Origin of the sequence: Kitasatospora sp. NPDC127121, from assembly GCF_042677305.1 — a bacterium.
Classification (GTDB): domain Bacteria; phylum Actinomycetota; class Actinomycetes; order Streptomycetales; family Streptomycetaceae; genus Kitasatospora.
Window position 1 is genome coordinate 25,529 of sequence record NZ_JBHXTQ010000094.1, and the last position, 7,054, is coordinate 32,582.

At 75.0% G+C, this 7,054-nt stretch carries 8 protein-coding genes; 6 read left to right on the forward strand and 2 right to left on the reverse strand.

Translation table 11 applies throughout. From position 1 onward, the window contains the following. Nucleotides 1–247: 247 nt before the first annotated feature. Together ACFVHI_RS32425 and ACFVHI_RS32430 are read left to right on the forward strand one after the other, a co-directional pair. A complete protein-coding gene (locus ACFVHI_RS32425; protein WP_350885688.1) occupies nucleotides 248–1,123 on the forward strand; it encodes a GNAT family N-acetyltransferase in 876 nt (291 codons plus the stop codon). Between the two features lie 70 nt (nucleotides 1,124–1,193). Further along, on the forward strand, nucleotides 1,194–1,745 hold the full coding sequence (locus ACFVHI_RS32430) for a GNAT family N-acetyltransferase (protein ID WP_063347629.1): 552 nt from the start codon (nucleotides 1,194–1,196) through the stop codon (nucleotides 1,743–1,745). A gap of 20 nt (nucleotides 1,746–1,765) precedes the next feature. Here the strand turns inward: ACFVHI_RS32430 and ACFVHI_RS32435 are convergent, their stop codons facing one another. After that, nucleotides 1,766–2,689, reverse strand: coding sequence for an aminoglycoside phosphotransferase family protein (locus ACFVHI_RS32435; protein WP_380345348.1), 924 nt, complete (start codon nucleotides 2,687–2,689; stop codon nucleotides 1,766–1,768). A gap of 290 nt (nucleotides 2,690–2,979) precedes the next feature. Beyond that, nucleotides 2,980–3,531, reverse strand: coding sequence for a DUF4439 domain-containing protein (locus tag ACFVHI_RS32440; RefSeq protein ID WP_063351109.1), 552 nt, complete (start codon nucleotides 3,529–3,531; stop codon nucleotides 2,980–2,982). An 845-nt stretch (nucleotides 3,532–4,376) separates the two neighbouring features. Here ACFVHI_RS32440 and rimP point away from each other — a divergent pair. From rimP to ACFVHI_RS32460, 4 genes are all read left to right on the forward strand, one after another. After that, nucleotides 4,377–4,931 (forward strand): ribosome maturation factor RimP, encoded by a 555-nt coding sequence (gene rimP / locus ACFVHI_RS32445; protein ID WP_063347627.1) that lies wholly within the window; start codon nucleotides 4,377–4,379, stop codon nucleotides 4,929–4,931. Nucleotides 4,932–4,988: 57 nt separating this feature from the next. Then, on the forward strand, nucleotides 4,989–5,999 hold the full coding sequence (gene nusA / locus ACFVHI_RS32450) for a transcription termination factor NusA (RefSeq protein WP_063347626.1): 1,011 nt from the start codon (nucleotides 4,989–4,991) through the stop codon (nucleotides 5,997–5,999). 145 nt (nucleotides 6,000–6,144) lie between these two features. After that, complete coding sequence (locus ACFVHI_RS32455; RefSeq protein WP_063347625.1) at nucleotides 6,145–6,393, forward strand: YlxR family protein; 249 nt, start codon at nucleotides 6,145–6,147, stop codon at nucleotides 6,391–6,393. A 249-nt stretch (nucleotides 6,394–6,642) separates the two neighbouring features. Then, nucleotides 6,643–7,054 (forward strand): translation initiation factor IF-2 N-terminal domain-containing protein (locus tag ACFVHI_RS32460; RefSeq protein WP_380345351.1); only part of this gene is annotated, 412 nt, incomplete at its 3' end.

Sequence of the window (7,054 nt, forward strand, 5' to 3'; positions counted from 1 at the left end):
CGCGGCCGGCGGGCCCGCCCGACTCCCCCGGGGGGGCGCGGGGGGGGCGCGGCCGGCCTGGTGCGGGGCGGGGGCCCCGGCGCCGGGGGCCGCCCCCGCGGCCGTAGTCGGGTGGCCCGCGGCCGTAGTCGGGTGGCCCGCGGCCGTAGTCGGGTGGGGCCACGGTCGTAGCCGGGTGGGGCCACGGAGTAGGGTGCGGCCAGATTCGTCTCAGTGAGGTGCTGTCTCGATGCTCGATCGAGGTGTGATGCTCCCCGGCTCGTTCCAGGCCGCCCGCGCCCTGGCCACCACCCGCGTGCTGGAGCCCCCCGACCTCGCGGACGCCTTGGAGATCCTCCACCGCGACCCGGTCGCCAACTCCTTCGTCGCCACCCGGGTCGAGGCCGTCGGCCTGGACCCCTGGCGGCTCGGCGGCGAGATGTGGGGCTGGTACGACGGGGACGGCGCCCTCGCCGCGCTCTGCTACGCCGGGGCCAACCTCGTCCTGGTAGACGCCGGGCCGGAGGCCGTCGCGGCCTTCGCCGAGCGGGCCCGCCGGCAGGGCCGCCGCTGCTCCTCGATCGTCGGCCCGGCCGGGGCCACCGCCGCCTTCTGGGCGCTGCTGGAACGTAGTTGGGGCCCGGCCCGCGAAGTCCGCGCCCACCAGCCGCTGTTGGCCACCGCCGTGCCCTCCGCCGAGATCGCGCCGGACCCGCTGGTGCGGCGGGTGCGGCGGGAGGAGATCGACGCGCTGATGCCCGCCTGCGTGGCGATGTTCACCGAGGAGGTCGGGGTCTCCCCGCTGGCCGGCGACGGCGGCCTGCTCTACCAGGCCCGGGTCGCCGAACTCGTGTCCGCCGGGCGGTCGTTCGCGCGTTTCACCGAGGACGGCGAGGTCGTCTTCAAGGCCGAGATCGGCGCCGTCACCGAGGGCGCCTGCCAGGTCCAGGGCGTCTGGGTTGCCCCCGGGTACCGGGGCCGGGGCCTCTCCGAGACCGGCATGGCCGCCGTCCTCGACCTCGCGCTGCGCGAGATCGCCCCGGTGGTCTCGCTCTACGTCAACGACTTCAACCTGCGGGCCCGGGCCGCCTACCGGCGGGTCGGCTTCCGCGAGGTCGGCGCGTTCATGAGCGTGCTGTTCTGAGCCCGCCCCCCGGGAGTTCGGTTCCGATCTTCGCCCGCGCCGGCGGCCCACGGGTAGTAACGTCCGAGGCATGGATCAGCTGACCGGGGTGACGATCGAGGCCATCGACCTTGCGGCCTGGGCGCCGCAGGCGCTGGAGGTCCAGGCGGTGGCGTTCGGCCTGACGGCCGAGGAGGTCGCCGTCCGGCTGCACATCGTCGGCCGGCACGCCCACCAGCCCGGGGTGATCGCGCTCGGCGCGATGAGCGGCGGTCGGCTGGTCGGCTTCGGCTACGGGATGCCCAACCAGCGCGACCACTGGTGGAGCACGGTGATCGAGCCCTACCTGGACGCGCGCGGCCACGACGCCTGGCTGGACGACGTGTTCGCCGTCACCGAGCTGCACGTGCTGCCCGAGTACCAGGGCCAGGGCGTCGGCTCCCGGCTGATCCGCACCCTCTGCGAGCGCTCCGGGCTGGAGCGCAGCATCCTCTCCGCGATCGACGCGGAGACCCCCGCCCGGCGGCTCTACCGGGCGCTCGGCTACCAGGACCTCGCCCGTGCGGTGCGCTTTCCCGCCACGGACCGGCTGTACGCGGTGATGGGGGCCCGGCTCCCGCTGCGCGGGCCGGGCGAGGCGTAGGGCGTGCCCCGGGGCTCGCGCTACAGCGCCCCGGCGAACTCCAGGTAGAGCTCGGCGTCCTCCCGGCGGCCGGCCGCCAGGGCCCGCAGGGCGAGGTCGACGGCCCGGAACAGCGTCCAGCCGCGCAGCCGGTCCCGGTCCACCTCCAGGGCGTCCGCGAGCTGGTGCAGCCGGCGGCGGACGGCCGCGGCCACGCCGGGGGAGCCGACCAGGGTGTCCGCCCGGTCCAGCGCCAGCCGGGCCAGGTCGAAGGCGCGCTCGCCGGCCAGCGGGCGCGGGTCGATCGCCAGCCAGGGCGCCCGGTCGGCGGCGAGCACGTTGCCGTGGTGGAAGTCCCCGTGGAGCAGGAGGGTCTCGGCGGCGGAGCCGGCCAGGCCGTCGGCCGTGTCCAGGGCCTCGGCGATCAGGGGCTCGGCCTCGGCTGCGCCGGGCAGGGCGCGGTGCCCGCGCAGCCGTTCCGCGGTGTCGGCGGTCCGGGCCGCGAGGGTCGGGAACGGGTGGTCCTCGGGCAGGGCGGTCCAGAGCCGGTGCAGCAGGCTGGTCGCCTCCAGCATCGCCTTCGCCTCGGCGAGCGAGCGCAGCGGGATGTCCCCGTGCAGCCGCTCCAGCAGCAGGACGCCCTCGGCGGGGTCCGCGTCCAGCAGCAGGACGGCTCCGCGCCCGGCCCAGTGGGCGAGCGCCGCGTGCTCCAGCGCGGTCTCGGGGGTCCGCAGGCCGGTCTTGAGGACGGCGGGGGAGAGGTCGTCGCGGTGGACGTAGGCGACCAGGCTCAGGCTGCCGCCGGGGTCGAGCACCCGCTCCAGGGTGAGGTCCCAGCGCGCCAGGTGGGCGGCCACCCGCGCGGGCAGCCCGGCCAGCCACTGCCGGCCCGGTTCGCCCTCGCTCGCCGCGACGCCGCGCGCCAGCCAGGCGGGGACGGTGATCTGCGGTGCTGCTCCCGACATGCCGACCTTCCGGTTGACGCTCCCCCGTTGGTGTTACCCGTCCATTGTCGGCCATGAACGGGAAACCGCAGGTCAGCGCCGCGGGCCCTAGGGCGTGTCTTCAAACCCCCGCCTGCGCGCCGACGCCGGGGCACGCACCTCGCCGCGTTGTCGTCAGTCGCCGATGGCCCCCAGCCTTCGGCCGGGAGGTGCCCCCACCGCATGGACTCCCTCCTCCGCCTTGCGATGCACGCACCCCAACGCCGCCACGCCCGCCCTCCGGGCGGACGACGGGGGTTCGAAGACACGCCCTAGGGGGTGGTGGCCGTGGGGGTGGGGAGGGGCTCGGGGATGCCGGGGAAGGCGGGGTCGGCCGCGCCCCAGCGGTGGGCGCGCAGGGCGCCGTCGCGCAGGGCGTCGGCGGCGGCGCCCCGCTGGGGGCCGGGGACGGCGGCGACCAGGTCGGCGTAGACGGTGGTGAGCCGGGTTTCGAGGTGGGCGGCGAGCTTGGTGGCGCCGGCCGCGTCGGTGACGGCGAACGGGAGCTGGTAGCCGGCGGCCGCGGCGGCCGGGGTGGCGCCGAGGGAGCCGATCAGCCGTTGCCAGGCGTCCCGCCGGGCCTCGTGGGCGGCGTAGGCGGTGCGGGCGTCGGTGCGCTGCTGGTCCTCGGGGAGCCGGGCGCCGACCACGCCGTAGCCGTAGACGGCGGCGTGTTCGGCGCCGAGGGCGCCCTGGAGGGCGGTGACCGCTGCGGTGGCGGCGGGGTCGGCCGACGGGCCGGCGGAGGGGGAGCCGGTGGGCTGGTCGCTCGGGGGCGCGGTCGGCGCCTCGGTGGGGGTGGCGGCCGGGGGCGGGGCGACCAGCGGGGTGGTGTCGCCGAGGGCGACGGCGTGCAGCACGTCGGAGGTGGCGACCGAGGCGAGCAGCCGGGCCAGCGGCGGTCGGGCTGCGGCCAGGTCGGCGAGGCGGGTCTGGGCGGTCTGCCGTTCGAGTGCGGCGAGCGCGGCGGGGGTGCCGACCGGCGTTCCGCTCGGTGTCCCGCTCGGGCTGGTCGAGGGCGCGGTCGAGGGCGTGGTGGAGGGCGTGGCCGGGGGCGCCGGGGGGATCGAGGCGGCCGGCAGCCCGTAGGCGAGGGCGGCGCGGTGCTGGGCCACCTCGGCCCGGAGCGGCTGCAGCACGGCGGCCTGGGCGCCGCCCGGGCCTGCGAGCAGGGCGTCGTAGCCGGCCAGCAGGGTGTCGGTGGCGGCGATGGAGCGCAGGATGACCGGTTCGTCCGGGTTCGGCAGCGGGCCGCGGTTGCCGGGCATGGCGTCGTCGCCGCCGTGGGAGCCGGTGCAGGCGGTGAGGGTGGTGAGGGCGAGCAGCCCGAGAGCCAGGAGCGTGCGTCGGCTGGGCGGCTGCATGGGTGTCACTCCGGGGCGTGTTCGGGAGGGCGGCCTCCCCGCCTGCCCTTCGTAGGCGTGAATGATTACAGAATCCCCACGATTCCGGGCGGGGATTCGGATCTTGGGACGCCCCGGGAGCGGGTGTGAGCTTGCTCGCAGTGGGTGGCGTGCGCCCGGTCGGGGGTGGTCCGGAATCGGTGGTTCGCGGCTTCACCGGCTAGGCTTTGGGCCGAGCTGCCGTGACCCGGTGTGCGCCGGACCGGCGCCGGAGGGCGCGGAGCGACCTTCTGACAACAGCAGACGCGGCCGAGGAGTCCACCCGGATGAGCACCACCCACACCGACCGGCTGCGCGCGTTGCTGGAGCCGCTGGCCGTGCAGGCCGGTCTGGACCTGGAGGACGTCAAGGTCACCAAGGCCGGCAGCCGCCGCCAGGTGCAGATCGACGTCGACACCGACGGCGGCGTGGACATGGACGCCATCGCCGAGTTCAGCCGGGTGGTCGGTGAGGCTCTGGACGAGTCGGACCTGCTGGGCGACGAGCCCTACCTGCTGGAGGTCGGTTCGCCGGGCGCTGAGCGCTCGCTGGACCTGCCCCGGCACTGGCGTCGCGCGGAGGGCCGACTGGCCAAGATCCACCTGGTCGACGGCGGGGAGATCGTCGCCCGGGTGCTGGAGGCGGACGAGGACGGCGCGCTGGTCGAGGTGCAGCCGGTGAAGGGCCGTGGCCGTCCGAAGGAGCGCCGGCTGGCGTACGCCGAGGTGGATCGGGCGCGCGTGCAGGTCGAGTTCAACCGCAAGGACGACAAGCTCCTCGACGAGGCCGCGGACTACGCGGACGACGACGCCTCCGAGGAGGGGGACGACGGTGCGCTGTGACCTGCGCACCGCCCGGACCATGACGAACGTGACGAAAAAAGACGAGGAGGCGTAGCCGTGGACATCGACATGAGTGCCCTGCGCACGCTGGTCAACGAGAAGAACATCCCCTTCGACCTGCTGGTCGAGTCCATCGAGTCCGCCCTCCTCACCGCGTACCACCGCACCGAGGGCTCGCGCCGCCGCGCCCGGGTGCACCTGGACCGCAAGTCCGGCCACGTCACCGTGTGGGCGACGGAGGACCCGGCCGAGCTGGACGAGGGCGTCGAGCCCAAGGAGTTCGACGACACCCCGAACGGCTTCGGCCGGATCGCGTCCAGCATCGGCATCCAGGTGATGATGCAGCGTCTGCGCGACGCCGCCGACGACCAGACCTTCGGTGAGTACGCGGGCAAGGAGGGCGACATCGTCACCGGTGTCGTCCAGCAGGGCAACGACCCGAAGAACGTGCTGGTCGACATCGGCAAGCTGGAGGCCATCCTGCCGCCGCAGGAGCAGGTCCCGGGCGAGGACTACCGGCACGGCACCCGGCTGAAGTGCTACGTCGTGGCGGTGCGCCGCGGTGTGCGCGGGGCCTCGGTAACGCTGTCGCGGACGCACCCGAGCCTGGTGAAGAAGCTGTTCGCGCTGGAGGTCCCGGAGATCGCGGACGGCAGCGTGGAGATCGCGGCGATCGCCCGTGAGGCCGGCCACCGCACCAAGATCGCGGTCTGGTCGCGCCGGGCCGGGCTGAACGCCAAGGGCGCCTGCATCGGCCCGATGGGCAGCCGGGTGCGCGCGGTGATGGGCGAGCTGCACGGCGAGAAGATCGACATCGTCGACTGGTCGGAGGACCCCCGGGAGATGGTCGCCGCGGCGCTGTCCCCCGCACGGGTGACCAGCGTGGAGATCGTCGACCTGGCCCAGCGTTCCGCCCGGGTGATCGTGCCGGACTACCAGCTGTCGCTGGCGATCGGCAAGGAGGGGCAGAACGCCCGCCTCGCCGCCCGCCTCACCGGCTGGCGGATCGACATCCGTCCGGACACCGAGGGCCAGCCCGAGGACGGCGGTCGGGACACCGACCGCTGAGTGCGGCGCTGACCGGTCGTTCGCCCTGCCAAAGCCCCCCGTCGTTCCGCCCGGGATCGGTGGGGCGGCGCCATGTCCCTTCGGAGGGGTAGACTTGCCTTCGTCTGGCCGGACGCACGTCCGAGCACGCCCGGAACGCACCTGCGTGGGCTGCCGCAAGCGAGCGGCCAAGCACCAGCTGTTGCGTGTCACGGCGGTCGAGGGCGTCTGCGTCCCTGATCCCCGTGGTGCACTGCCGGGCCGGGGCGCTCACCTGCACCCCGATCCGGCCTGCCTCGACCTCGCGGTCCGCCGTCGGGCGTTTCCCCGGGCCTTCCGCCTCCAGGGGACGCTCGACACGGAGCGGCTCCGCGAGTTCATCGGGGAGCGGACCGTCGACACCCCGGCGCCCTGAGTCCATCAGGCCGCCCGGTGGGGCGACACCCGCTACGGCCGCCGCTCAGTGCGGCGGGAGAACCACCGCAACAAGCACGGTTCGCGGGCAGCCGCGTGCCGTGCCACCAGTCAGGTACCTCGCGATGTGGAAGTAGGTCGAGATTGCGATGAGCTCTCGATGAGTACGCGATGAGTACGCGATGGGTACGCCCATGAAGTAGCGACGGTCCGGCGGACGAGACACCCCGGACTCATAGACAGGAGTGAAGTGGCTAAGGTCCGGGTTTACGAACTCGCCAAGGAACTTGGCTTGGAGAGCAAGGCCGTCATGGCCAAGCTCACCGAGCTCGGTGAGTTCGTCCGTTCGGCGTCCTCGACGATTGAGGCGCCGGTCGTACGAAAGCTGACTGACGCGCTTGGTGTGGCCCCCACCGGTGGTGGTTCCGCTGCCAAGCCGGGCCCGCGCAAGAGCGCGGCGCCCCAGCCCGCGGGTGGCTCCGCCGCCGCGGGTGCACCCAAGCCGGGTGCTCCGACCCCGGGTCCGCGCCCCAGCGCGACCCCTGGTCCCCGTCCCACCCCGGCCGCGGCCCCTGCGGCCGAGGCCGCGCCCGCCGCCCCGGCGGCCCCCGCCGCCGCCAAGCCGGCGGGTGGCCCGACCCCGGGCCCGCGCCCGGCGGCGC